The organism is Ensifer aridi (genome assembly GCF_002078505.1).
In the GTDB taxonomy this organism is placed as follows: Bacteria; Pseudomonadota; Alphaproteobacteria; order Rhizobiales; family Rhizobiaceae; genus Sinorhizobium; species Sinorhizobium aridi.
The window spans coordinates 26,942-48,756 of record NZ_LUAV01000024.1; the positions used below are offsets into that span (position 1 = coordinate 26,942).

Sequence of the window (21,815 nt, forward strand, 5' to 3'; positions counted from 1 at the left end):
CGCGGCGGAAAATCGGCCCGCGCAGGCCGACTTGGGGATGACCCATCAACCCGAGGGCGTCGTGAAGATCGTCGTCGATTTCGTCCGCACGCTGGTGCTTGCCCGGCCCGCCGGCACGCTGATCATCGGCAACCCCGCCATCGCGCAGGCGACGCTCAGCGACGACAAGACCATCGTTCTGACCGGGAGGTCGCCGGGGTTGACGAACCTGATCGTCCTGGGCGCCGACGGCGCGGAACTGGCCAACGTCACCCTTGACGTGGCCGCTGCAGGCGGTCGCTTGGTCACCGTCGACGAGGGCGACCGGCGCGCAATGTACAGTTGTTCCGGACGCTGCGAACTCGTTCGAACCGGCGAAGCGGGCCCTCCGCCGCCCGAAGCCGCCGGCAGTGGCGCCGGTCAGTGACTGCACTTAAGATCATCCGATCGGGATGCGGCGCGAAAGCTCAAGACTCAAGGGGCTCTCAGAAAGCCCGGGAAGGAGAAGCCTGAACGGGTACTCAATCGACAGCACTCGAAAGTCGATCCCGTCAACCGTTTCCCTGCTGACGGCAATTTGCAAAAGCGCCGGATCGCCGCCCTGAAAACTCTCGCGTATCGTAGTCACCAGCGTGGCCTGCGCCTGGCTGTCTGACGCGTCGCGTGGGACCTGCCCGATCAAGACCGTCCGAGCCGCGATGTCGGCCGCTTGCGCCAGGTCGTTCCGCACATAGAGAACATGGCCGAACTCGATGATCCCGAAAACGAGCAGCAGCAGCGGGAAGCATACCAGGGCGAATTCCACGGCCGTCGCGCCCGACTGGCTGCGCCACATGAGGCTAAATCGGTGGAGCGTCATCGGACCTGGACCTGCATCGAGGAGTTGAGATCGAAGGCTGGCAGCACCTCCGGCAGCGACATGGGCCGATAGCTTTTTGCCGCCGCCAAATGATAGTACACGTATTGCTGAGCCGCATTCGCGCAAGGGCTCGTTCCGCACTGCGGCGCCGCATCAGGATTGACGTCGGCATTTTCCGGGCAGGCGCAATAGCGCTTGACTGCCGCCACGGTGGCATTGGCCAGCACCGCGCTTTTCGCGAGCGTCGACTGCATCACCTTTTGGACGTGTGGCGCGCCGGGATCCGCCATCGCGGCTTGCGCGCCGGCACGGAGAGCATGGTCGATCGTCATCCGCTCGTAAATCGCAAGGCCGAGATCGGCCGTCGCCACGAGAGCGAGAGCGAGGACCGGTGCAATCAGCGCAAATTCGACCGCCGAGGCGCCGGCCTCGGACGTCTTGAGTTCGCTTGCTTTCTTGCGCAAGGCGGACGGCGCCTTCGGCTTACCGCGCTTGAATAGCTTATGCAGCAATGCCTTCAGACCTTTTTGCCGGGTCCATCTCTCTCTTGTCCCGCCAACTCGCCACCCCAGCGCAACGATCGCGCGGCCCGCTTCGGAATCGGGCGCCTGCTCGATGACAAGCCGACCGTTATTCGCCGCTGCGCCGAAAAGTTGCGGATCGAAAGGAATGGAGAGGTTCTCCTGCAGCCCGACGGCAGCGGCGAAGTCCGCCGGCTTGATTTCCGGGAGTTTGGGCGTGCCCACCTTGTTGAGCACGAGCCTTGGCAACGGATCGTTCGGCCGCGCCTTTTTCAGGAAGTCGATCAAGTTCTTGGCGTTGCGCATGCTGGCGAGGTCAGGCGTCGCGGTGACGACGATTTCGTCCGCTTCGAGGAGGATCTTCTGCGTCCACTGCGTCCAGATATGCGGCAGATCGACGACGATATGCCAGGAGCTGGAACGAGCAACGTCGAGCAGATGATCGACGTCGTCTTCCCGCAGGCTGAAGAACTTGTCGAGGTTCGTGGTCGCCGGCAGCAGGTGCAGGCGGTCCGTATAGGGCACCGCCAGACGCCGCAAAAGCACGTCGTCCAGGCGGTCCGGACGATCGAGTACATCCACCATTCCGTTCGCAGCCTCGATGTCGAAGTTGAGGCTGAGCGTACCGGACTGAAGGTCGAGATCTGCGAGGAGCACATCGGCATCCACCCGCTTGGACATGGCATAGGCCACGTTATGTGCAAGCGTCGAAGATCCGGTTCCGCCCTTGGCGCCGACAAAGGCGACGATGCGGCCTAGCTTTTCCTCAGCCGAGTCGCGAAAGCAGCGATGCACCGCGGCAACGAAGTCCATCGGCTCGAGCGGCGTCACGAGATAATCGCTCACGCCGGCATCCAGGAGCTTCTTGTAGAGGCCGACATCGTTGGAGCAGCCGATGACTATGACCTTGGTACCCGTGACGCACTCCACCGCCAGCGCTTCCAGCGCCGCCATCAGCCGAACTTCGTCGTCATTGTTCTCCACGACCACGAGGTTCGGCGAGGTGACGCCGCCGTAAAGCGCTGTCGCTTCCTTTATGCCGCCCGCCTTGATCGTCACGGTGGCGCGCGCCATCCGCCGGTCGATCGCCGCCGTCCGGACCGCGTCGCTCACCTCGTCCGACCGGCAGAAGACCGCGATCTCCACCTGCGGAATGGGCAGCAGCGGCGGAGCATCCACCGGCTGCGATGTTTTTTGGGTCTGGTTGCCGAGCTGGTTCATCTGTCCGAACTTCCTTGAAATCGTTCAACTGCCGCTGAAGCGGGAGGGAACTTCGACCGTCGACGAGTGTCCGCCACTGATGACGCGCACCATGCCTCGCCGGTGTCCTTCCGTTTCCACGACGGATGGTTCGTCATTGTCGGCCACCGGCCGGAGCGCGAGCGAGACCGTGCCGGAAGCTTCGGCTGCCGCGATGGTTGCGATCTGTTGGGGGTCCGCTTCGAGCGTCGCGGTCTTGCCGATGACCGAGGTACCGTCTGCCCCTTCCGAGACCGTCTGATCGACCGCGAGCACACGTATGTTGGAGAGGATCGCGCGGCTGACCACCTCACCTTCCTTCCCCGATGAGCCCGAGCGGGCGGCGGTATGGATGACGTCGACATGGTCGTTGGGCAGGATGAAGCCCCCGGCCGTGCTTTCTGCCGTGACCCGGACCGCAATTGCCCGCTTGCCAGACGGGAGCATGCTGGAAAGGAAGCCAGCACCACGCTGCGCGACCTTGTCTTCCCGGATAGGCTCTCCCGCGACGAAGTCGCTCAAGGCGAGCGAACCCTTCAGTGCCGCGATCGCGTCCGGCCGCGAACTGCGGCTGATGAACACGGGGGGGATCTCGCCCTCCCATGCCTGCCAGCGCAGATGGGCCTCTTCAAGCGTCGCCCCGCGTTTGAGCTCGGCGGAGGCGACAAGTACCTCCTGCGAAGGAGCCTCTTGAACTTTTGCAGCCTCGACCGTCGGCTGCTCGGCGGCGCCAAGCGCCAGCCAGGAAGCAGCGCCGCCGGATGCCAGCGCGAGCAGGAGAATGGCGATGCGGATCATTGGTTAGACCTATCGGTTGGAAGCGGGGATATCGATCCCGCCTTCAGAGAAGGGCGGAGAACCAATGGCTTTCCGGCAGCAGCAGGAGCGCCGCCGGCGCCATCGCAGCTCCGTAGGGAATGCCGGTCTCAGGGGCATGTAGACGCCTGGACCAGGCGTTCTTCTCCAGGATGACCGGCAAAGGCATTTTCCGGAACTGGAGAAGCGCAAGCGTCAGGGCCGCGCCGATCACCGATGCATAGAGAACGAACTGGAGCGAGAGCTCGGGGCCGACCCAGAGCACCGCCACGGGCAGAAGTTTTGCGTCACCGCCGCCGATCCAGCCCAAGGAGAAGAGCACGAAGGTGCACGCCAATACGCCAGAGGCGACGAAGATGCTTGAGGAGATCGTAGCGATATCCGTACCGGCGGCGGGCGCTAGGACCGCGAAGGAGGCCAACAAAGCGACGACCAAACGGTTCGATATGGTCATCGTCGCCACGTCCTTGATGCCGGCATAGGTGATCATTCCGGCGAAGAGGAAGAATGCGAGCCAAGCGGCGGAGGTCGAGATCATCTTTGATGCCTTTCGCGGTACCAACGGTCGATTGAAGTTCCCGCGAAATGTGCCCCCTGAACCGCGCGATGACCATTCGACCTGATGGACTAAGCAGCCGAACCCGAGGTTTGCAGCCCGGACTAGGCCGATCGGTCGAATCGTAAATCCCGTGCCTGCGAGATATACCGTCCGAGCCGAAACTGAAGGCTTCCGGACATGCAAATGAGCAAGAGAATCGACGTGATCACTGCAGATGGCACATCGCTCCGGCGCCGACTGCCACGACGGTTTCTGAGGGACGAAGGCGGCGCGGTCGCCGTCATCGCTGCGATCGTGTTTCCCGTCCTCGTCGGCGCGATGGGGCTCGGAGCGGAGACGGGATACTGGTATCTGGAAAAGCGCAAGCTCCAGCATGCGGCGGACGTGTCGGCGCATGCCGCAGCGGTGCGCTTTCGCGCCGGCGATCAACGTGCTGCACTCGAGACCACTGCGCTCCGAATCGCCAACGCATCGGGCTATACGCCCGGTGGCTTGACGGTCAGCACGCAGCAGGGCCTTGCGGCCGGATCGAGCAAGGTGACGGTCGAACTGACCGAGACGCACCCGCGCTTGTTTTCATCCGTCTTTGCCGACGGGCCGGTCACGATGAAGGCACGCGCGGTCGCCGAGATCAAAGGCGGCTCGAAGGCCTGCGTGCTTGCGCTGTCGAATTCGGCGTCGGGCGCGGTAACGGTCACCGGCTCGACGGAAGTCCACTTATCGGGTTGCAGCGTGGTCTCCAATTCGAGTGCCGCCGACGCGTTCCTGATGAAAAACGGCAGCGCAATGATGTCGACCGACTGCGTCTACACCGTCGGCGAGGCCGTGACCACGACGGGCCTGACTCTTACGGGCTGCAGCGAACCCGCCGAACGGGTGCCGCCGACGGCCGATCCTTTTGCGTCCGTCGCTGAGCCCGACAAGCTGCACATCCAGCAGCTTCCCTGTCGAACGCTCGCCTATATCTCGAATGCCTCCTACACCTTCGACCGGCTTGCAGACGGGACCGAAGCCATCAGGCTCTGCGGCGGACTGGAGATCAAGGGTACGATCACACTGAAGCCGGGGCTCTACATCATAGACGGCGGCGACTTCACGGTAACTGCAGGGGCAAAGCTCGCCGGCGACGGGGTCACCTTGTTCTTAACCAACGGGGCTGCGGCGAACCTGCTCGGAAACGGCGATATCGATTTGTCCGCCCCGACCAGCGGACCCTTCGCCGGCCTGCTCTTTTTCGGCAGCCGCCATCATACGGGTGTGGTCCATCAGATAACCGGCAATTCCGAATCGACGCTCGAGGGAAATCTGTACATGCCCAGTGGCCGTGTCGATTTTACCGGCAACTCTACTGTTTCCGGGGGGTGCACACAGATCGTAGCGGACCAGGTCACGTTCACGGGCAATTCAACAATGGAAACCTGCGCCTCACCGACCGACGAGATCCGGGTAGGTCGAACGGTGTCGCTCATCGAGTAGCGCGGGCGGCCGTCCCTCGCCCGGTTTAGCTCGGTCACGGCGGTTTAGGTAGGTCGGCCGAAAATCGTGAAACCGCTGAGACATGGATAGCTCAAGGAGAGTTTCTCAAACCCAAGGACTCATTTCCTCTACACGGCGGATCCGACCCCGTGTCTGCTACTGCATGTCTCCTTCAATCGACCTCGATTTAACGACAACATGCAACTCGAAAAAAGCTACAGGATCTTTACGCGGCTGATAAGGCGCGCGGCGCTATAGCGAATCCGCAAGTACGCCCGGCCCGGCGCGTTACAGCCGATCACCTTCGCGCCAATCTTGACCCGTGGTAATCGCGTAATTAAGCAAATACCTGGAGACGCTGCTACTGTGGGTTTAGTGGCCCCGCCAATCGGGAGCCCTGTCGACCGATCGGTAGCCACGATGGCACGTCCGTGCAGGATCAAACGGGCCAACTCGACGCAGCGTTATGCAATCGCAGCTTGAACTGCACTTGCTTGCAACGCACGCTCCGCTAGATGCTTAAGGATGGACGCTCCGGAGAAACCAATTTCCGCCAATCGGGCGAGTGAGCACGCGCAGATGTGGCGGCCGCTAGACCCCGCTATAATGGCCGAAGTCGAGCGCCTCCTGGCGAGCCGCACGCGTAATATCCGCCTCAAAGGTGAGCTTGAGCGCCTATTCCAGCAGCGTTCATGGTCGCGAACGGCAAAGATCGTCCGCGCCTGGATGACATGGGTGGCATTGTTGGATCTGTTGACGTTGTGCCTCAACGCCATCCTGCTTCCGAAGGCCATCGTGATTTCCATGCTCGCGCCCGCGAGTATTCTACCGCCGGTCGCCTACTAATGCTCAGGCTAGAGGTCCCGAGCAGTTCGCCCGGTGGTGTTTGAGGCGACGAACGGCCTGCGCATCGGTTTGCGAATTTGCATTGATGAAACTTGTATACGAGGAGCCAGCCAACGCAGTCATCATGAATAGGATTGCGAGCGGTGCTCCGAAAGACCGAGCTATCGCATGGCACTTCCGAAGATAAAGATATCTCCATCGCAAGGAGGATAGCTCGACTGGATTTCGCCACTCGCTGCGTATCATCTTCGCAACATGGCGGCGCGAGTTCTTAAATCCCTGATCCGTCGAGCTCTCGCTCGTCTTCGCCTTCCCAGGGTGTGGGCATCGAGGTGCGATTGAGATTGGCCGAGGGCATCGGCATCCAGCACTTCAATTCGGGTTCGGCGTATTCGATGATGCGGCCGGGCGAGGAATCAGCGGCGCGCCAACCTTCTGCACCGAACTGATCGCCATTCGACCAGTACGCCAGGTCAACTTCCGCCGCCCCCTGTTCGGACGGGCGGATCGTAACGAGGATCCGACTGCCGTCTTTCGGCGCGCTTGCCATGTGGCGCCAGGGGTCTGGCTCGGCCATCATTTTCCTCCTGTCTTGCTGCAGGTTGCAAGTCTCGCCTCGCCATCGAAAACGGTCAACTCAAACTTTGCACGACCCATCGTCGATCGATTGAGGGTCCGGTCAGGATGGACGCCCGAATTGGATTCGGCCGAGACCGCCCATGTCCGCCAGCGCCGCACCCGACATGCCGGAGAAGATCAGGCTAGGGCCGCGATCGCAATCGGCTGGACCAAGGCGGTTACTTATTAGTCGTCAGGGCAGCTGTGGCCCCAAGACCAATGAATGAGGTACCAGAAAACCAGCGCAGCAGGCGCTGGAAGCGCCGACTGCGGCGAAGGAAATCGCCCACGGCCCCAGCCACAAGCGCAAATACCGCATCGCTCATCATGCCGAGCACCATAAAGGTGAGGCCGAGAATTAGGATCTGCCAATGCACCGCGCCTCGCATCGGATCGACGAACTGCGGCAGGAAGGCAAGGAAGAAGATCGCCGTTTTAGGATTGAAGACGTTCACCACAAAACCATCTCGGAAGGCGCGGTGCAGCGGCTCTGCGGGCAGCACGGGCAGGTCGGGACTAACGTCCTTGGCCATGAGGGTGCGGATGCCCATCCAGATCAGATAGGCGGCGCCGAGATACTTAACGATCGCGAAGGCGAGCGCCGACGAGACAATCAGGGCTGAGAGCCCGACTGCCGCCGCGGCGATGTGGACGATGGTTCCGAGATGGATGCCGACCACTGAGACGAGGCCCGCTGTCCGTCCCTGCTGAACCGAACGCGCGACGATGAAGAGTACGGCCGGGCCGGGCGTCAACAGCAATACCAACGACGCGACGACGAACAATCCCCACAAGGTCAGATCGGGCATCATTTCCCCCTTTGCTGCGCACCAGTGATAGAAGCCACAGCGTGGCGGCGAAGACAAGAGAGTACACCTTCTGCTGATGCTTATCGCCGCCGTCCGCTCGTCGGCTTCTGCCGCAGCCGCCGTGGCTGAAAACAGCGACACCCGAGGCACCGGCCCCGTGCGGCTGAGTGCTAACCTCAGTCATGGACGCCACCTTCAAGTGGTTTCAACACCTCCACTTTGGCAACGCCCTAGCTGATCACACGCCAGTGAGCGCACCGGCGCGCCGGCAGCAACGCTGCGCGAGCCCGTTCGCGCGCGGGCTGACCGGTGTCGCTTGGACGAAGCCACTGGCGATCGCGGCAGAGAGTTTGTCATCAGCATCGACACGGCTCATTTTCGCAGCGCCGATCGCACTTCAGCAGGCGACTTCGACCTCGTTGTATGTGGCCGCCGAGTCGGACGCGCTGTACAATATCGTTCTGGTCGACCTGATTAACGTCGTCGATTGGAGGCTCGCATGTGGCCGCGTCGAAATCTTCAGGACCTTCTGGGGATCGAGCACCCGATCATACAGGCTCCAATGAGCGGTATCACGACGCCCGAGTTGGTCTCGGCGGTGTGCAATGCCGGCGCCTTGGGGTCGCTCGGCTGCGGACTCCTTCCGTCCGAGCTGGTGCGCGAACAAGTCGCGGCGGTTCGGACTGCTACCGACCGCCCCTTCAATTTGAATTTCTTCGCACATCCCCGCCCTTCCATGGACAATAAGACCGCCGCCGAGGCACGGCAAAGAGTTCAGCGCTATTATGATGAACTCGGGCTGGGTACGGCGCCCGAACCAACCGAGCCTTTCCCCATCTTTGATTCTAGCAGGCTGGCCTTGGTGCTCGAGCTGCGGCCCCGGGTTGTGAGTTTTCACTTCGGATTGCCTGGCGCCGATGCGCTGAACGCCCTGAGGCAGGCGGGCTGCCTCATTTTGAGCTCGGCGACCACGGTGGCCGAGGCACGCTGGCTCGAGGCGGCAGGCGTCGATGCAATTATTGCACAAGGAGCGGAGGCTGGCGGGCACCGAGGAACTTTTACCGACGATGCCGGCGCAGGCACCGTTGGTGCAATGGTGCTTGTTCCACGGGTCGTCGATGCGGTGCGCGTTCCCGTTGTCGCTGCTGGCGGCATCTTCGACGGCCGCGGGATTGAGGCGGCTTTCAAGCTTGGGGCGAGCGGCGTTCAGATGGGCACGGCTTTTCTCGGCTGCCCCGAAAGTAATGTGCCGCCGCCCTACCGGGAAGCATTGCGAGCTGCCACGGACCTGAGTACGCACGTTACTCGCATGTACACCGGTCGGCCCGCGCGTGTTCTTCGCAACCGTTTTTCCTCCGACATGGCGGCCAGTGATGCGTTGGTGCTCGACTTTCCGCTTCAGGCATCGCTGACGATGCCGCTCGGACGCAGCGCCGACGGCGAGGTACGCTCGGACTTCTTTCCGATGTGGGCGGGTCAGGGCGCATCTGCAGGAAACAACTTGCCCGCGGGCGAATTTGTGCGGCGGTTAGCGAACGAGGCCCAAGAGAAGCATTCTTAATCGCTATTACAACGTCTTGGGCCAGTCGTGAACGACACCCTCTCTACGAGCGTCGCCGTGCGCCGACCGGCCGAATCCGGGCGCGGAAGGTATTCGGGAGATCGTCCGCGTGGTTAAGCCGGGGCTCGGCCGAAGTTTCCTGCACTCATGCTGAACCCGCCGCGCTGGCAGGACGGCTTCACTCGCGAGATTGAACTGCAGGGCTCACGACGTCAGCACTGGATCCGTCGCCGAGTGTCAGAGCTGACCGCCGCGCCAGAAGCGGCCATAAAGGCTCTTCGCGGCGACGATATTCAATGAGTGGCAAGAATGATTCGAAGCTCTGGCCAATGTGCGGTACGCAGCTGCTTCATCTTCGAAGTCCACGTTTCATTCCGGTCTTTGCTGTTCCGGTTGATACATTATGCAACTTCAGAGGTCCAAACAGGAAGCCAGAACTTCCGTCGATGGACACTGTGAATGCCGGCATAAAGCGGATGTTCGACCCCGAACGGCTTACGCCGACGTCTCCCAAGGGTTGATCACGGAGACGTCTGTGTCTTCGAAATCCTTGACGTTGCGTGTGACAAGGATGAGATCGTGGACGATAGCGGTCGCAGCGATCAACCCGTCGATATCGCCGCGGGGGCGGATCGCCGCGATGCGGCCCCATTCGACCGCGATTTGGTCGGTTACCGGGAAAATGCGGTCGCCATGGTCGTGGCGCAGCTTGCGCAACCATTCGGTGAGGTGCGCGGCAGTCCTCGGATCCGACCTCTGTTTCAGGGCAATGCCGCGCATGATTTCGCCGAGGGTGAGCGCACTCAGGTGGATGCTGAGCGGATCGACAGAGCGCAGCCAGGACACTGCCTGCGGCGTGCCGCGTCGCGCCTCTGAGACGATGTTGGTGTCAACTAGATACATCAGAAGGCCACATCACGGCTTGGCGTCTTGGCGCGTACATTTACCGCATCAGCGAGCTGATCGTCCCAAGCGGGACCGCCAAGCAGATCATCGACCAGCGTCGGCCGGCCGGCGCGCAGAGCGTCGTAGTCATGAGCCGACAGCACGACGGCGGTGCGCTCACCGCGCAGCGTGACAATCTGCGGACCTTCACTGCGCGCCTTCTGCACCACCTTCGAGAACTGGTTCTTGGCGTCCTGCAGTTGCCATTCCATAGCTTCACTCCATATTGGCTAGACTGTCTAGCTATATACCCCTGTTTGTCTGCCATTGAAAGTGCCAAAGTACCACGCGGCCGACCGACGGCCGGCTGGCGACGCCGCACGATCGGCGATCTCGATTGTCAGCCCTCACAGACGACTGATCTTCCTCACGTGGTGGAACCACGGCTGCCGAATGCGATCTTGTAGCAGAGAACGCGAACATTCTCGCGACAACCCGTGCACAGCCTCGTGAAGAACGGCTCTCTTCGACCCAACGCAGAGTCTCAGGGGCGGAGTCATGGTGGCCGCTATGCGCCCCAACCCGGTCATTGGTCTCTGCTTCACCGCTGCCTAAGGGCAGTCACTCTGACAGAGACTTGACCCGACGCCAGTGGCCGGGCGTCATGTTTTCCCACTCGCGGAAAGCGCGATAGAACGAGTTGGCGTCCTGGTATCCAAGCAGGTAGGCTACCTCTTCCACGTCAATCGTGAGATCGGAGAGAAGCTGGCGGCCGAGTTCCTGTCTGGCTTCGGTTAGGAGAGCACGGAAAGTCTGGCCTTCCGCCGCAATCCGCCGCTGCAAGGTGCGCTGGCTCAGGCCGAGATCGCGCGCCACGGCAGCGACGTCATGGCGACCACTGGCCATTGTGCGCTTCAAGGTCCCCTTTACCTGCTCACCGATTGTGACCTGCGCCTCGATCTCGCGCACGGCGTCTGCCAGCGCGGGGGTCAGCATCTGGATCAGTTCGGGGTTGTGTCCGGGGAATGGCAGGTCGAGATCCGGTGCATTCAGCACTATGCGATCACGCTCTGTCCCGAAATGAATCGGGCAATCGAAGAAAATGGCGTGCCTGTCCGTTCCGGGATTTGGTCGCCGCAGCTCCAGCGAAATTGGGCGCAGATGACGGCCGGTCCCGCGTCGCCCGAGTTTCAGCAAAAGGGCAAAGCTTGCGTCCACCGACAGGGGCGGCTCCGGTTAGGTGCCGGCAGGCCACGACCGGCGGGATGCGGTTGCATTATCCGCTCACCTCTTCCGGGTAGACAGCGATCGAACCACGCTCCACAAGATGGGCCGCCAGAACCCGGTGCTGGGATGCGGAGTCCTCGCCCCCGATCCGCTGGAGCAGCAACTCTGCAGCTGATGTTCCAATCAGATGCGTCGGCTGGCTGATGGCGGTAATGCCGTGAGCGACGAATTGCATCCAGTCGAGATCGTCGAAGCAGATCAGCGAAACATCTGTCGGAATTGCGAGCTTGAGAGCGGAAATCGCCTGCAGGGCGCCGGTCGACATGAGACCGTCCGCAGTGAAAAGCGCGGTTGGCGCGTCACGCATCGTCAAAAGATCGAGAGCCTCCTTGCGCGCCGCCGCGCTTGCATAAGTCGGCACGCGGCGGATCAGCTCGATATCCGGCTCGATCCCCGCCTGACGATAGGCTTCGACATAACCCAAAAGCCGTTGCCAGCTCGGATAGTGCTTATAGAGGTCGGGATCGGAAGGATCGGCCTCGGCCACGAAAGCGGCGAGATCCTTGTCCTTGCCAGGAGCCAGTTCTGCCAGGATGCCAATCCGGCGGTGGCCAGCTTGGATGAGCTTCGTCACGCCGGCCCGCGTTATGGCGACGTTGTCGATCACGACCGTATCGGTTTCCAGGTCCGTTGCGACGCGGTCGAACTGAACGACGGGGCAGTTGGAGGAGATCGCCGCCTGAAGATGGTCGGGGTCCCCGACACAGGTGGAGGAGACGATCAATCCGTCGACCTGCTTTTCCAGCAAGAGCTGCACCGCCTCGCGCTCACGTTCGGCGCTCTCGTCGCTGTTGGTCACGATGACACCGAAGCCGCTGCCGCGCGCCACGTCTGCGATACCCCGCAGAACGCTGGCGTAAAAAGGGCTTTCGATGTCTCCCACGACGACGCCTATGGTCTGCGTCTTGCCGGTGATCAGGCCCTTCGCCAGCCGGTTGGGACGATAGCCGAGGGCTGCCGCCGCGGCACGTACCTTCTCCTGCACCTCGGGGCTGCTGTAACCGTAATCCCCGAGCACGCGGCCCGCGGTGGCCGGGCTAACGCCTGCCTGACGTGCCACCTCGATGATTGTTGCGCTCTTCGACGATCTCTGCGCCACTCAACAAGCCTCGTCCCCAATGCGGTTTCGCGTTGTGAGCACTAACGTTACTCGTACCCGGCCCGCAAGCCCGAAACGCTGCGACGCTGACGCCGTCCATGCCATTGCGCTCACAACACCTGGGAGAGGAAGCGCTTGAGCCGAGGGCTGCGTGCATTGTCAAAAATTTCTTCCGGAGTGCCGGCTTCGACGATTCGGCCCTCGTCCATAAAGACAACTTGGTTCGCAACTTTGCGGGCGAAGTTCATTTCATGGGTCACCACCACCATGGTCATGCCGCGGCGGCCGAGATCGGCCATCAGGTTGAGCACGCCTTTGACGAGCTCGGGATCGAGAGCGCTGGTCACCTCGTCGAACAGCATGACCTCGGGCTCCAGCGCGAGCGCGCGGGCGATCGCGACCCGCTGCTGCTGACCGCCGGATAGATTGGCGGGTCGATGATCCTTGCGCTCGAGCAATCCAACTTCCTGCAATCTCGCCTCAGCGAGGGCTTCGGCTTGCTCGGATGACATGCCTTTGACCTTCCGCAGAGCCAGGGTGATGTTGGCGAGCGCGCTTCGATCTGGGAACAGGTTGAACTGCTGGAACACCATGCCAACGCGCCGCCGCAATTGATCCGGCGTCTGCCGGTAGATGCTCTCTCCGTCGAGCAGGATGTCGCCTGACCGGCATTCAACAAGGCGGTTGAGGCAGCGAAGCAAGGTCGACTTACCGGAGCCGGAGGGACCGATAAGGCAAGTCACGGTGCCCGGTTCCACCTTCAAGTTGACACCGTGGAGCACCTGAAGCGCGCCGTAAGCCATGTTGACGTTCTGAACTTCGATGCTGCCGCCTTTGAAGCGCTTTTGCGTTGTTGACGACGACGATTTCGCGACATCCTGCTCTGCCGCCTCTGCGAGCTCGGCGACTTCCGCGAGTCCGCTCTGAACCACGGCGATGCGCTTGCCGATACGCATGCGCTCGTCGATAAAGTTGACGAGATGGGTCAAAGGCACGGTGATCAGAAGGTAGAACACACCAGCCAGCAGAAGCGGCGACAGGTTTCCGGTCAGCACGGCGTGATCCTGGCCGACGCGGAAGAGTTCCCGCTCCGACGCCAACAGGCCAAGGAAATAGACGAGGCTCGAGTCCTTGACGTTGCCAATGAATTGATTGACCAGCGCCGGCAATACGCGGCGGATGCCTTGCGGGATGACCACCAGCCGCATGCCTTGGCCATAGGTCATGCCGAGCGTGCGGGTCGCGTCGAGCTGGCCGCGTTCGACACTCTGGATGCCTGAGCGGAAGATTTCTCCGATATAGGCACCCGCGATCAGGCTGAGCGCCAGGATGCCGAGCGGATAGGGGGACGGACCGAAGAGATCGCGACCAAGACGCGCAAATCCCTGGCCGATGATCAGGATCGTAACGATGGCGGGAAGGCCGCGGAACATGTCCGTATAGACCCGTGCGATCCATTTCAATGGTCGGTTCTCGGATATGCCCATGACGGCGAGCACGATGCCGATCAGCGTGCCGAAAAACGTCGAGGCGATTGCTAGGACCAGGGTATTCTTCAGGCCGACCATGATCATGTTCGGCAGGACTTCAGCCATCGCCTCGAAATCGAGGAAGCTGCGCGAGAATGTTTCGAGCCAGCCCATATTCCATTCCACCTAAAGGGAGGCCGGGCACCGTTGATCACGGACCCGGCCGGGACAAATCAACTGATGGACGCGCGGAAATTTAGCTCTTCGGCAAATATTCGGCCGGCATGGGCGTGCCCGGGAACCACTTCTCATGCAGGCGCTTCCAGGTGCCGTCCTCCATTGCCGCACGAAGCGCCTTGTTCAATGCCTCGCGGAACGCGTCATTACCCTTCTTGACGACAAATCCGGCGGGCGCATCGAAAGAGGGCACATTCATGGTGATCTTCAGGTTGGAATAGCGCTCCACATACTGCTTGGCCGATTCATAATCGGTGAAATGACCGTCGATCGTTCCGTTGTTCAGCGCGGCCACCGCGGAATTGTTGTCCGGAAACTTGACGATGTCGCCCTTGAGGTTCTTCTCAGCGTAGATTTCCTGCAAGGTGCCCTGGATGACGCCGATGCGTTTGCCGGCGGTGCTCTCGTTGCTGCTGAGGGCAGGATCGGCCGAGATGATCGACAGATATCCGGCAAGATACCCGTCGCTAAAGTCCACCGTCTTCTTGCGGGCCTCGGTCGTACCGATGGCTGCGACAGCAACGTCGAAGCGGCCGCTCGCGACCGACGGCAGCAGCGCCGCGAAATCCTGGCCGGTAAAGACCACCTGTTCAGCCTGGAAGCCAAGCCGGCCTGCCACGTCGCGGAAAAGCTCGGCGTCAAAACCGGTGAAGTTTCCGTTGGCATCCGTGAAGACGTAGGGCCGCGCATCGCCCATGGTGCCGACGCTGATCACCTTCGGATCGATGAGGTTGTACGGATTGTCATCCGCAAGGGCGAACGTCGCGTTTCCCCGAGCGCCAAGCAGCACTGCTGCGGCCGCAACTATTAGGGCCAGGCTGCATTTGACGAACTTACGTCTTTCCAAATTCTTCTGCATCTCACTCCCCTTTTATTCGGGCCGCAATGTCGGCTCCATCCTCCAGCTCAACGTTTCACCTCACCGGCTCGCATGCTCCTTCTCCGAGCTATTGCGCGTGCGAGGAGTGAGAACGTTCTCACCTATTAGCACCGTCTGGTTCTACGGTCAATTGCTTCCAGCCACAGGCGTATGGGCAAGGTTCTCGCCATGTGCTTTTTGGGCCCGACGCATGATTGTCGATGTCAGCGGGCCGATATCGATGGGCGCCGGATAGCCTATCGCTCCGTGATAGCGGCACGTGTCGGCTGCCGCATCGGCGGCATGGCCAAGCACGTCTTGAGGCGCTTGGCCGTTGAGCAGGCCGACTAAGGTCCGGGCAATGAACGTATCGCCTGCACCAAGAGTATCGACAGCTTCAACGAGGCGCGCCGGGTGAGCATAAGCGCAACTCGCGCCGTAGAGCGCTGCGCCCGCGCGGCCGCGCGTGACAAGAACCCATCGAGAGCCTGCCGCGAGCAGGCGGGTCGTGAGTGTGTTCAGTTCCATCTCCGGAAGGCCGGCACCCGAGATCGACGAAAGAAAGCAATGGCGTCCGATCTCACTGAGGTACTCCGGCTCCCTCCGCGTCGAAAAATCATAGGAAATTAGTGAATTGCGCGAGGCGGCGGCAACCCACGCATCGAGCCCGCTGGATTGGCCGATATGGACGGCATCGAAATTCGCCAGGTAACCGAGATCTTGCTTTGAGGGCGTGAACATCGACACGCCGAGATCGAATTCCAGAAATACCCGGTCGGCCTTGCGGTGGCCTATCAGGCAATAGGCTGTCGGCCCCTCGATATGCCGCAGACGCGAGACTTCAACACGCTCCGATAGCAGTGCGGCAAGGATCAGTTCGCCGGCCTTATCCCGACCGATCGCCCCGATATAGGCTGACGGTGCGCCGAACCGACTGGCATGTACCGCGACGTTGAGGCAGTTGCCGCCGGGATACATCTCATTGCGGGCGAGGTAGCAGTCGACGACGTTGTCGCCCATTGCAACAATCTTGACCATGGCAGAACTTTCTGTCTATTGATGTGAGAACGTTCGCACATGAGCCCATGCCCTGTCAATTGCGCCCGACCGTGTGCCCAGGCGCCACAGATGAGGAAGACTATGACCGCTGCCCTGCCCGCCGATATCAGGGATGTCCTAACCGCTATCGCGGACCGGACCTTCTCCCACCTGTTCCTCGTTGCCTGCGGTGGTTCTCTGTCGGTCATGATGGCCGGCAAATATTTCGCCGACCGCCTCAGCAGCACGTTCGCTTGCGACATCTATAACGCCGATGAGTTTGTCTGCCGCGATCCGCGCCGCCTCGGATCCGATGCGTTGGTCATCCTTTGCTCACAGACGGGAACGACACAAGAGACAGTGCGTGCCGCCCAGCATGCGAAAGCGCGTGGCGCAACGACAATCGGCATGACTCTTGATCCGACGTCGCCGCTCGCTCTCGCGGTGGATCACACGGTCTCCTATCAATCGGCCTATGCGACCGGCAAACCGATCGACTCCGCCTATAGCAATTACGGCGTGCTCTATATGCTGCTCGCAGGCCTGACAGATGCCCGCGAGAGAGCTGAGCTCACCATCGATCTGCTAGCCAGTCTCGGCAGTCTTCAGCGAGCCATTGAAGGTGCCCACGACACCTATGCCGACCGCTTTCATGCCTTTGCCCCGCGCTTTGCCGAACGCAAGACGATCTACACTCTGGCCAGCGGCGCGAGCTACGGGGCGGCCTACTCCTACGCGATCTGCGTGCTGATGGAGATGCAATGGTACGATTCGCAAGCAATCCACGCGAACGAGTTTTTCCACGGGCCATTTGAAGTGGTGGATCAGGATGCCGCCTTTGTCGTCATGCTGGGCCTCGACGAGACCAGGCGTCTCGCGGAGCGGGCTTGCGACTTTCTCTTCAGACACGGCAATCGCGAGAATATCCTGCTGCTCGACGCGGAAGAACTCGAACTCACCGGCATGAGCGATCGCTTCAAGCCCTTGCTGGTCCCTTTGATTTTCTTCGATGCGCTTTGGCGCTTCGCCTATCGGCTCGCCGAATTGCGTGACCGGCCGATGCTGGAAGGCCGCCGCTACATGAAGAAACTCACGGACTACTGATCGCCGCCGCGAAACGCGCCCCTGCTCTCTTCCCATAGCAACAGAGATATCGCCATGACAGCATTTGCAAAACCCCGCCACGTCGTCGTTGTCGGCGCCGGAATTTTCGGCGTTTCGTCGGCCCTTCAACTCGCGCGGCTCGGCGTCGAGGTCACGGTCGTCAATGACGGCGCTCCCGCAAATGGCGCCTCCGGCCGCTCGCTGTCTTGGTTGAACTCCGCCCGGCGCGCGGATACCACCTACCATCGCCTCCGACTCGCCGGCATCGATCGTTATCGCACGCTAGCGGCCACGCGGCCGGACTGCGCTGCTTGGCTTCGATTCGATGGCGGCCTGACTTGGGATGCGGACGACGCGGCAAACGAGATCGCCTCCGTCTGGCAGCTCGAGCACAGTATCGGATATGACGCCCTGTTGCTGGCACCGCATGAGGTCGCGGCCGTGACATCGGGCGTTGATCCCGCCACGATCCCTACGCAGGGCGCGATCTTCAACCCGGGCGAAGGCTGGGTCGACCTGCCCTCCCTTATCGATCTCCTGCTTACCGAGTTCCGCGCGCGCGGCGGCAAGCTCATCCAGCGCGCCGGGCGCGCCCAGATAAGGATTGAGGGAGGGCGCGCGGTCGGGGTCACCACCACCGACGGCGGTGCGATCGCAGCCGATGCCGTTCTGCTGGCCGTCGGGCCGGCGACGCCCGCAGTTCTTGGTGAACTCGACGTTCATATCCCCGATGCGACCCCGATCTCGCTGCTGGTCAAGACGAAACCGGTCAGCACTCCTCTTCGCGCGGTGCTCAACACCCCGCGTGTGGCGGTGCGGCCGACCCCCGACGGCGCGCTGGTTTTGGATTCCGCATGGTCGGAAGAAGAGGTGATTGCCTATGAAGACGGCACCTATGCCGTCCATGGGCAAACCGTTCAGGGGCTCCTTCAGGAAGCGAGTGCAGTTCTCGAAGGCAATCCACGGCTCGAACTCGAAGGTTATGGCGTCGGACCAAAGCCAATCCCCGGTGATGGCGAGCCGGTGCTTGGCGCCATCTCACAGATAGCCGGTCTTCACGTAGCCTTCAGTCATAGCGGAGCCACGCTCGGGTTGATCGTGGGCGAGTTGCTTGCCCGCGAGATCGTCTCCGGCAATTCGCACCCTTTGCTGGACAGCTTTCGCGCCGACCGGTTTTGATGTCTCGAACAGAGCCGTGATGAGGCCGACGAAAAGTTCGAACCGGGACCTGGCAATTTAATGCAGCGGCTCAAATCGCAACTCCAGCGTTACGCAAACCGTCGACCCAGAGGGCGGCGGCCTTGGCAATGATACCCCATTCATCCAGATATCTGCTCCCGTCCAACCCGGTAACAGTGGCGGCCCGCTACTTGATAGCTATGGCAATGTCATTGGCGTAGTAACATCGAAGCTCAACGCACTGGCTGCACTTGCTGTGACCGGTGACATCCCCCAGAACGTTAATTTCGCCCTGCGCGGAACAAACCTTTCTGCTTTCCTGCTCGCGTACGGGATCTCGTCTGCGCCCGGGTCGAGTGCGCAAAAGTTAGACGCGCCGGACCTCGCGGGACGAGCGGGGTCATTCAGCGTGACAGTCACCTGTGAATGACGTGTCGCCGGCCAGTTGTACTTTGCTTCGGCAGCTCTCAATTCAAATCTCGGCACGAATGCTGCAAAACCGAACATAGAAGCGTCGCCGTGAGCGGCTGCGTAAAGGCTCTATTGTGGAACAAAAATCAGGCCGGGACGACTATTGTTGCCTGCATGTCCTGCTGCGGCCATCGCTGCAGTGCTTCCCGCCCAGCGTCTGTCAAGCCGTAGACGCCTCTGTCAAGCCGCTCAAACCAGCCATAGACATTCGAAAGCAAGATCTTTCCGGCATTCGGTATGCTGGATCTGATTTCACGCACTTGCAGCGGTCCTGACGCCAGCGCTACCGCACAGCCGAGCGCCTGCTGGCGGTACGCGGTCATGACGGGCGCGCGGGTGCTCCCGCCTACTGCCGGATCGCCGCGCCGCCTCTGGTGTTCACGCATCAGTCTCGAACGCCGTTTCGGATTGGTTCGCGGCATCGGCGATACGGAGCCGACGATAACGCTGACGTCGCCGGCATGGGAAATGCCGAGCATGCCGATCCCGAGCCTGCGGCAGAGATCGCGGTAGCGTTTGTCGGCCTCGCGACCTTTGCCCTTGGCCGAGACTCGCGCCGCGATCCAGACCTCGTCTGCGACAGCCGCGCGATCGACGGCCTGCAGTAAGAGCTCGAGATTGAAGCTCAATTTTAACTCGCAGATCACGACTACGGGCGGATCGTCATCGCTCAAGCCGACGAGATCGCAGCCGCCGACTTCGCCCTTGACGACGTAACCTGCCTTTTCGAGAAAGCCTTTGACGGGCAGATAAAGCGAAGTTTCCATATGCCTGCAGGTTTAAGCGAGGAATCGTTCCATAACTACATCGATCCGCCGGTACGGGACACCCACATCGCCGCCGACGCGATTACACGGCATGGGCTGCGGAGGCAGCCGCCCACGCACCCTGCGACCGGCCAGGACTTTCGCCCGCTGGCATTGGAATGATGCTCTTGAACGGATTCGAACCTCCGGCCCTCTACTCCGAGCAATTTGGAGGTGCTTCTGGGCCGAAGGAATTCAGCACAGCCGGTCAGTTCGTCTTTGCGATCCGGTGAGGTCGGCGTCGCGAACAAGGGCATCCGGCTTGGGCGTGACGTTTCATCGCATAACGACGCGCACGTTGTAAAATTGAATTTTATGGCCATTAGGCGGTTCGGTCGGTGCGCAGACTTTGGCGGCTCTCCCCTTGCGACTGATATGCGCAAGCCTTATTGCGGCGTCAGATCGAAGCCGAACCACTTTTCCGAAAGGCGCTTGATCGTGCCATCTGCCTTTGCGGCGGCTATCGCTTCGTCGAATATGGCCTTGAGCTCGGTGTCGCTCTTGCGCAGGCCCACGGAGCTGCCGGCGCCGAGGAAGCCGCCTGGAAGCGCGGGCCGACGATCACCATGTCGCTGTTCGCGGGCTTTTCGACGGCCGTCTTCAGATAGCCCATCGAGGCCATGACAAGATCGACGCGACCGGCGATGAGGTCGAGGTCATGCTGCTCGGTCGTCTTGTACTCGCGCACCTCAACCGCATCTTTCAGATATTCATCGATGAAGCGCGCCGCGATCGAAGCCCTCTGGACCCCGATCGTTTTGCCTTCGATGAGGGGCTTTAATTCCTCGGCCGCCTTGCGTGCACCCGCCTCGTTGGACGCCAGTGAGAAGAGCTCGCCCTTCATCGGCAGCGCTTCGAGATCGCTGCCCTTCAGCGTCGCGAAAGCTTGGCCGGTGCTGCCGTAGGACATCGAGAAGTCGATGACTTCCTTGCGCTTCTCCGTCGCCGACATGCCGGCCATGATGGCGTCGAACTTGCCGGCGTTCAGCGCCGGGATCATGCCGTCGAAGGCCTGCGGGACAATGGTGCATTCGACCTTCATGTGCTCGCAGAGATATTTGCTGAGCTCGATCTCGTAGCCGTCCAGCGTTCCGTCCGGCTTCGTCAGGTTATAGGGCGGAAAAGCGCCTTCGGTGGCGATCGTGATCTTCGACCGCTTCTTCTCTTCCGCCTGTGCGGTCACTGCCAGGAGGCCGACGGCGACGGCAACTGCCGCCGTGGTCGCGGTTGATTTCTTCATTATGCTATTTCCCCTTTGCTGTGGTGGTTAGTTGGCTTTCACGGCGCGTTCAGCGTTGACGAGGACGCCTCAACTGCTGATGAACTGCCGGAAACGTTGCGATTTGGAATTGGCGAAGACCTCGTGCGGAGCGCCTTCCTCCTCGATCGCGCCCTTGTGAAGGAAGGCGACGCGACTCGAGACGTCGCGCGCAAATCCCATCTCGTGGGTGACGACCAGCATCGTCCTGCCCTCCTCGGCAAGCCCGCGCATGACGCGCAGGACCTCGCCGACGAGTTCCGGGTCGAGTGCCGAGGTTGGCTCGTCGAAGAGCATCGCCTTCGGCCGCATCGCGAGCGCTCGGGCGATGGCAGCGCGCTGCTGCTGGCCGCCGGAAAGGTGGGCAGGATAGTGATTGCGCTTGTCGGCGATGCCAACCTTGGCCAGCAGCGCCTCCGCCTCCTCAATCGCCTCGCTCCGCGGCCGCCTCAGGACGTGGATGGGCGCCTCGATGACGTTTTCCAGCACAGTCTTGTGAGACCAGAGATTGAAGCTTTGGAACACCATGCCGAGCTCGGAGCGGATGCGGTCGACCTGCCTCTGATCCGCCGGTCGGCTCTTGCCGCCACTTGCCATCTTGAGGCGGATCGTCTCGCCGGCGACGGCGATCGTGCCAGAATCCGGCACTTCGAGCATGTTGATACAGCGCAGCAGTGTCGATTTTCCGGAGCCGGAGGAGCCGAGAATGGAGATCACCTCGCCCTCACGGGCGTCGAGCGATATGCCTTTCAGCACCTCGACCGGCCCGAAGCTCTTATGGAGATCCCGGAGACCGATGGCGACGGGTGACGTGACCTTGGCGGGAATGTTCAATGTGCT

21 protein-coding genes and 3 pseudogenes are annotated in these 21,815 nt (G+C 61.4%); 8 read left to right on the forward strand and 16 right to left on the reverse strand.

Features of this window, described 5'->3' with window-relative positions; all coding sequences use genetic code 11:
* Positions 1–31: 31 nt before the first annotated feature.
* Positions 32–406, forward strand: coding sequence for a pilus assembly protein N-terminal domain-containing protein (locus tag AYK65_RS21300; protein WP_244560069.1), 375 nt, complete (start codon positions 32–34; stop codon positions 404–406).
* Between the two features lie 12 nt (positions 407–418).
* On the opposite strand, the gene AYK65_RS21305 is transcribed toward AYK65_RS21300, so the two are convergent.
* Genes AYK65_RS21305 through AYK65_RS21320 form a run of 4 tightly spaced genes read right to left on the reverse strand, consistent with a single transcriptional unit; the run spans position 419 to position 3,952 of the window.
* Complete coding sequence (locus tag AYK65_RS21305; RefSeq protein WP_026617042.1) at positions 419–838, reverse strand: TadE/TadG family type IV pilus assembly protein; 420 nt, start codon at positions 836–838, stop codon at positions 419–421.
* Positions 835–2,580: a TadE/TadG family type IV pilus assembly protein gene (locus AYK65_RS21310; protein ID WP_081160514.1), complete on the reverse strand. Its 1,746-nt coding sequence runs from the start codon at positions 2,578–2,580 to the stop codon at positions 835–837. The genes AYK65_RS21305 and AYK65_RS21310 overlap by 4 nt, the downstream gene beginning before the upstream one ends.
* 24 nt (positions 2,581–2,604) lie before the next feature.
* A complete protein-coding gene (cpaB, locus tag AYK65_RS21315; RefSeq protein ID WP_026617040.1) occupies positions 2,605–3,396 on the reverse strand; it encodes a Flp pilus assembly protein CpaB in 792 nt (263 codons plus the stop codon).
* Positions 3,397–3,439: 43 nt separating this feature from the next.
* Positions 3,440–3,952: an A24 family peptidase gene (locus tag AYK65_RS21320; RefSeq protein WP_081160516.1), complete on the reverse strand. Its 513-nt coding sequence runs from the start codon at positions 3,950–3,952 to the stop codon at positions 3,440–3,442.
* A gap of 204 nt (positions 3,953–4,156) precedes the next feature.
* On the opposite strand from AYK65_RS21320, the gene AYK65_RS21325 reads away from it, so the two are divergent.
* Positions 4,157–5,449 carry a pilus assembly protein TadG-related protein gene (locus tag AYK65_RS21325; protein ID WP_081160583.1) on the forward strand — a complete coding sequence of 431 codons (1,293 nt, stop codon included), beginning with the start codon at positions 4,157–4,159 and terminating at the stop codon, positions 5,447–5,449.
* Between the two features lie 579 nt (positions 5,450–6,028).
* Positions 6,029–6,289, forward strand: a pseudogene (locus AYK65_RS21330) (GGDEF domain-containing protein); the annotation flags it as partial.
* Between the two features lie 277 nt (positions 6,290–6,566).
* Here the strand turns inward: AYK65_RS21330 and AYK65_RS21335 are convergent.
* On the reverse strand, positions 6,567–6,872 hold the full coding sequence (locus AYK65_RS21335) for a hypothetical protein (RefSeq protein ID WP_026617036.1): 306 nt from the start codon (positions 6,870–6,872) through the stop codon (positions 6,567–6,569).
* Positions 6,873–7,092: 220 nt separating this feature from the next.
* Positions 7,093–7,722: a LysE family translocator gene (locus AYK65_RS21340; protein WP_046119314.1), complete on the reverse strand. Its 630-nt coding sequence runs from the start codon at positions 7,720–7,722 to the stop codon at positions 7,093–7,095.
* A gap of 182 nt (positions 7,723–7,904) precedes the next feature.
* On the opposite strand from AYK65_RS21340, the gene AYK65_RS32560 reads away from it, so the two are divergent.
* Complete coding sequence (locus tag AYK65_RS32560) at positions 7,905–8,288, forward strand: hypothetical protein (RefSeq protein WP_172402051.1); 384 nt, start codon at positions 7,905–7,907, stop codon at positions 8,286–8,288.
* Entirely contained in the window at positions 8,285–9,283 is a 999-nt protein-coding gene (locus tag AYK65_RS21345; protein WP_244560066.1) for an NAD(P)H-dependent flavin oxidoreductase, read from the forward strand. The genes AYK65_RS32560 and AYK65_RS21345 overlap by 4 nt, the downstream gene beginning before the upstream one ends.
* 495 nt (positions 9,284–9,778) lie before the next feature.
* Here AYK65_RS21345 and AYK65_RS21350 read toward each other — a convergent pair whose 3' ends face one another.
* The 7 genes from AYK65_RS21350 to AYK65_RS21380 all read right to left on the reverse strand — a co-directional run bounded on the left by AYK65_RS21350 (position 9,779) and on the right by AYK65_RS21380 (position 16,157).
* Entirely contained in the window at positions 9,779–10,186 is a 408-nt protein-coding gene (locus AYK65_RS21350) for a type II toxin-antitoxin system VapC family toxin (RefSeq protein WP_026617033.1), read from the reverse strand.
* Positions 10,186–10,440 (reverse strand): type II toxin-antitoxin system Phd/YefM family antitoxin, encoded by a 255-nt coding sequence (locus AYK65_RS21355; RefSeq protein ID WP_026617032.1) that lies wholly within the window; start codon positions 10,438–10,440, stop codon positions 10,186–10,188. Before AYK65_RS21355 ends, AYK65_RS21350 begins: the two co-directional genes overlap by 1 nt.
* Positions 10,441–10,789: 349 nt before the next feature.
* On the reverse strand, positions 10,790–11,386 hold the full coding sequence (locus AYK65_RS21360) for a helix-turn-helix domain-containing protein (protein WP_210189773.1): 597 nt from the start codon (positions 11,384–11,386) through the stop codon (positions 10,790–10,792).
* A gap of 58 nt (positions 11,387–11,444) precedes the next feature.
* Positions 11,445–12,554 (reverse strand): LacI family DNA-binding transcriptional regulator, encoded by a 1,110-nt coding sequence (locus tag AYK65_RS21365; protein ID WP_081160521.1) that lies wholly within the window; start codon positions 12,552–12,554, stop codon positions 11,445–11,447.
* 110 nt (positions 12,555–12,664) lie between these two features.
* Positions 12,665–14,197: an amino acid ABC transporter permease/ATP-binding protein gene (locus AYK65_RS33520; protein ID WP_046119138.1), complete on the reverse strand. Its 1,533-nt coding sequence runs from the start codon at positions 14,195–14,197 to the stop codon at positions 12,665–12,667.
* 82 nt (positions 14,198–14,279) lie between these two features.
* Entirely contained in the window at positions 14,280–15,119 is an 840-nt protein-coding gene (locus tag AYK65_RS21375) for an ABC transporter substrate-binding protein (RefSeq protein WP_046119137.1), read from the reverse strand.
* A gap of 147 nt (positions 15,120–15,266) precedes the next feature.
* Complete coding sequence (locus AYK65_RS21380; protein ID WP_046119136.1) at positions 15,267–16,157, reverse strand: PfkB family carbohydrate kinase; 891 nt, start codon at positions 16,155–16,157, stop codon at positions 15,267–15,269.
* A 90-nt stretch (positions 16,158–16,247) separates the two neighbouring features.
* Here AYK65_RS21380 and AYK65_RS21385 point away from each other — a divergent pair, with 90 nt between their 5' ends.
* The 3 genes and pseudogenes from AYK65_RS21385 to AYK65_RS21395 all read left to right on the forward strand — a co-directional run.
* Positions 16,248–17,261: an SIS domain-containing protein gene (locus AYK65_RS21385; RefSeq protein ID WP_244560067.1), complete on the forward strand. Its 1,014-nt coding sequence runs from the start codon at positions 16,248–16,250 to the stop codon at positions 17,259–17,261.
* Positions 17,262–17,315: 54 nt separating this feature from the next.
* Positions 17,316–18,440 carry an NAD(P)/FAD-dependent oxidoreductase gene (locus AYK65_RS21390; RefSeq protein ID WP_046119134.1) on the forward strand — a complete coding sequence of 375 codons (1,125 nt, stop codon included), beginning with the start codon at positions 17,316–17,318 and terminating at the stop codon, positions 18,438–18,440.
* Positions 18,441–18,555: 115 nt separating this feature from the next.
* Positions 18,556–18,870, forward strand: a pseudogene (locus AYK65_RS21395) (trypsin-like peptidase domain-containing protein); the annotation flags it as partial.
* Between the two features lie 127 nt (positions 18,871–18,997).
* On the opposite strand, the gene AYK65_RS21400 reads toward AYK65_RS21395, so the two are convergent.
* The 3 genes and pseudogenes from AYK65_RS21400 to AYK65_RS21410 all read right to left on the reverse strand — a co-directional run bounded on the left by AYK65_RS21400 (position 18,998) and on the right by AYK65_RS21410 (position 21,809).
* Entirely contained in the window at positions 18,998–19,678 is a 681-nt protein-coding gene (locus AYK65_RS21400; protein WP_026617025.1) for a DUF2161 domain-containing phosphodiesterase, read from the reverse strand.
* Positions 19,679–20,103: 425 nt separating this feature from the next.
* Positions 20,104–20,957: pseudogene (locus AYK65_RS21405) on the reverse strand (transporter substrate-binding domain-containing protein).
* A 69-nt stretch (positions 20,958–21,026) separates the two neighbouring features.
* Entirely contained in the window at positions 21,027–21,809 is a 783-nt protein-coding gene (locus AYK65_RS21410; protein ID WP_026617544.1) for an ABC transporter ATP-binding protein, read from the reverse strand.
* Positions 21,810–21,815 lie beyond the last annotated feature (6 nt).

Excerpts from the sequence above, each read along its gene's own strand:
- AYK65_RS33520 (WP_046119138.1), bottom strand. The coding sequence starts at position 14,197 with ATGGGCTGGCTCGAAACATTCTCGCGCAGCTTCCTCGATTTCGAGGCG.
- AYK65_RS21310 (WP_081160514.1), bottom strand. The coding sequence starts at position 2,580 with ATGAACCAGCTCGGCAACCAGACCCAAAAAACATCGCAGCCGGTGGAT.
- AYK65_RS21340 (WP_046119314.1), bottom strand. The coding sequence starts at position 7,722 with ATGCCCGATCTGACCTTGTGGGGATTGTTCGTCGTCGCGTCGTTGGTA.
- AYK65_RS21305 (WP_026617042.1), bottom strand. The coding sequence starts at position 838 with ATGACGCTCCACCGATTTAGCCTCATGTGGCGCAGCCAGTCGGGCGCG.
- AYK65_RS21335 (WP_026617036.1), bottom strand. The coding sequence starts at position 6,872 with ATGGCCGAGCCAGACCCCTGGCGCCACATGGCAAGCGCGCCGAAAGAC.
- AYK65_RS32560 (WP_172402051.1), top strand. The coding sequence starts at position 7,905 with ATGGACGCCACCTTCAAGTGGTTTCAACACCTCCACTTTGGCAACGCC.
- AYK65_RS21350 (WP_026617033.1), bottom strand. The coding sequence starts at position 10,186 with ATGTATCTAGTTGACACCAACATCGTCTCAGAGGCGCGACGCGGCACG.
- AYK65_RS21355 (WP_026617032.1), bottom strand. The coding sequence starts at position 10,440 with ATGGAATGGCAACTGCAGGACGCCAAGAACCAGTTCTCGAAGGTGGTG.
- AYK65_RS21380 (WP_046119136.1), bottom strand. The coding sequence starts at position 16,157 with ATGGTCAAGATTGTTGCAATGGGCGACAACGTCGTCGACTGCTACCTC.
- AYK65_RS21385 (WP_244560067.1), top strand. The coding sequence starts at position 16,248 with ATGAGGAAGACTATGACCGCTGCCCTGCCCGCCGATATCAGGGATGTC.
- AYK65_RS21400 (WP_026617025.1), bottom strand. The coding sequence starts at position 19,678 with ATGGAAACTTCGCTTTATCTGCCCGTCAAAGGCTTTCTCGAAAAGGCA.
- cpaB (WP_026617040.1), bottom strand. The coding sequence starts at position 3,396 with ATGATCCGCATCGCCATTCTCCTGCTCGCGCTGGCATCCGGCGGCGCT.
- AYK65_RS21375 (WP_046119137.1), bottom strand. The coding sequence starts at position 15,119 with ATGCAGAAGAATTTGGAAAGACGTAAGTTCGTCAAATGCAGCCTGGCC.
- AYK65_RS21390 (WP_046119134.1), top strand. The coding sequence starts at position 17,316 with ATGACAGCATTTGCAAAACCCCGCCACGTCGTCGTTGTCGGCGCCGGA.
- AYK65_RS21345 (WP_244560066.1), top strand. The coding sequence starts at position 8,285 with ATGAGCGGTATCACGACGCCCGAGTTGGTCTCGGCGGTGTGCAATGCC.
- AYK65_RS21320 (WP_081160516.1), bottom strand. The coding sequence starts at position 3,952 with ATGATCTCGACCTCCGCCGCTTGGCTCGCATTCTTCCTCTTCGCCGGA.
- AYK65_RS21325 (WP_081160583.1), top strand. The coding sequence starts at position 4,157 with ATGAGCAAGAGAATCGACGTGATCACTGCAGATGGCACATCGCTCCGG.